The organism is Pseudoalteromonas sp. Ld19, from assembly GCF_045064135.1.
In the GTDB taxonomy this organism is placed as follows: Bacteria; Pseudomonadota; Gammaproteobacteria; order Enterobacterales; family Alteromonadaceae; genus Pseudoalteromonas; species Pseudoalteromonas aliena.
Window position 1 is genome coordinate 1 of sequence record NZ_JBISHA010000023.1, and the last position, 1,312, is coordinate 1,312.

Annotated in this window: 1 protein-coding gene; it reads right to left on the reverse strand. The window is 43.4% G+C overall.

Features of this window, described 5'->3' with window-relative positions:
- Positions 1-27: 27 nt before the first annotated feature.
- The gene (tuf, locus tag ACJJVZ_RS18825) at positions 28-1,212 is read right to left on the reverse strand and encodes an elongation factor Tu (protein WP_405598473.1); all 1,185 of its coding nucleotides are present in this window, start codon (positions 1,210-1,212) and stop codon (positions 28-30) included.
- Positions 1,213-1,312 lie beyond the last annotated feature (100 nt).

Sequence of the window (1,312 nt, forward strand, 5' to 3'; positions counted from 1 at the left end):
TTTGGTAATAATTAGCTAGGCTAATAATTACGCTACGATAGTTGCTACAACACCAGCACCTACAGTACGGCCGCCTTCACGGATAGCAAAACGAAGACCTTCATCCATCGCGATTGGCGCGATTAGAGTTACAGTCATCTTGATGTTATCACCAGGCATTACCATTTCTACGCCATCTGGTAACTGTACGTCACCTGTTACGTCAGTTGTACGGAAGTAGAACTGTGGACGGTAACCTTTGAAGAATGGAGTATGACGACCACCTTCATCTTTCGAAAGTACGTATACTTCTGAAGTGAATGTAGTATGTGGCTTGATTGAACCAGGTTTAGCTAGTACTTGACCACGTTCAACGTCTTCACGCTTAGTACCACGTAGAAGTGCACCAATGTTCTCACCAGCACGACCTTCGTCAAGAAGCTTACGGAACATTTCAACACCAGTACAAGTAGACTTAGTAGTATCCTTGATACCAACGATTTCAACTTCGTCATTCACGTTGATGATACCAGCTTCAACACGGCCAGTTACAACAGTACCACGACCTTGGATTGAGAAAACGTCTTCGATAGGCATGATGAAAGGCTTATCGATATCACGCTCTGGCTCTGGAATGTAAGAATCAAGTGCATTTGCAAGCTCAACAATCTTATCTTCCCACTCTTTCTCGCCTTCTAACGCTTTAAGCGCAGAACCAGCGATTAGAGGTAAGTCATCACCTGGGAAATCGTATTCTGAAAGAAGTTCACGAACTTCCATTTCTACTAGTTCAAGTAGCTCTTCGTCATCAACCATGTCACATTTGTTCATGAATACGATGATGTAAGGAACGCCAACCTGACGAGAAAGAAGGATGTGCTCACGCGTTTGTGGCATAGGGCCATCAGTCGCAGCAACTACTAAGATAGCGCCGTCCATTTGAGCAGCACCAGTGATCATGTTTTTAACATAATCGGCGTGACCAGGACAATCTACGTGTGCGTAGTGACGAGTTGGTGTATCGTACTCAACGTGTGAAGTTGAGATTGTGATACCACGCTCGCGCTCTTCTGGAGCGTTATCGATTGATGCGAAATCTTTAGCAACACCGCCGTATACTTTTGCAAGTACGTTAGTGATTGCTGCAGTTAGTGTAGTTTTACCGTGGTCAACGTGGCCGATTGTACCAACGTTTACGTGCGGTTTTACGCGTTCAAACTTTTCTTTTGCCATGACGGAACCTATCAGTTTTGTGTATCTAAATTACATATGAAAATAATCCACCAGAGGTAGATTAAGTTAATCTTTTTCAAATAGTATTTTCTGACAGATA